Origin of the sequence: Curtobacterium sp. MCBA15_007 (assembly GCF_001864905.1) — a bacterium.
Lineage (GTDB): Bacteria > Actinomycetota > Actinomycetes > Actinomycetales > Microbacteriaceae > Curtobacterium > Curtobacterium poinsettiae.
The window spans coordinates 1-535 of sequence record NZ_MJGM01000037.1 but is presented as its reverse complement, the minus strand read 5'-3'; the positions used below and the strand labels follow the sequence as shown (position 1 = coordinate 535).

Below are 535 nucleotides of genomic sequence, written 5' to 3'. Positions count from 1 at the left end.
GGGGGTGTTACTTGATCTGTGCGGTGATGGTGGCGGTGCCGACGAGGAGGCCGCGCTTGACGGCGTCGGTGCCGAAGGTCTTGTTCAGCAGGCCGGCGGCGTCTTCGCTGATGTGGACGGTGGTGCCGGTCAGGATGGCGTTGTCGCCCTCGAGCTGGAGGGGCTTGAGGGAGCCGCCGTGCAGCTCGAACAGGAACGCGTTGTTGACGGCGACCTTGCCGTTGACCAGGACGTCGCCGTAGAGCTTGGACGAGCCGGGGTTGACGACGAAGTTCTCGAGGGTGACGGTGGTGTCGCCGCCCTTGAGGGTCAGGCCGGAGTCGTCGTGGTTGAGCAGGCCCTGGACGTAGGGGCGGTAGTTGCCGTCGGGGGACCAGTAGGTGACCGACCCGGCGGTGATCGGGAACGACACGGACCCGTCGGCGAGCTTGGCGGTGCCGGAGACGCCGGGGGTGAGCTTGAGGGAGGTGAGGGCGTCGGTGAAGCCGGAGTCGAGCTTCACGGCGGTGGAGCCACCGAGGACCTCGGGCACCGA

At 68.0% G+C, this 535-nt stretch carries 1 protein-coding gene; it reads right to left on the bottom strand.

What is annotated here, in order from left to right; translation table 11 throughout:
- Positions 1–7: 7 nt before the first annotated feature.
- Positions 8–535: hypothetical protein (locus BIU95_RS18760; protein ID WP_017887490.1), on the bottom strand; the 528-nt coding region annotated here is incomplete at its 5' end.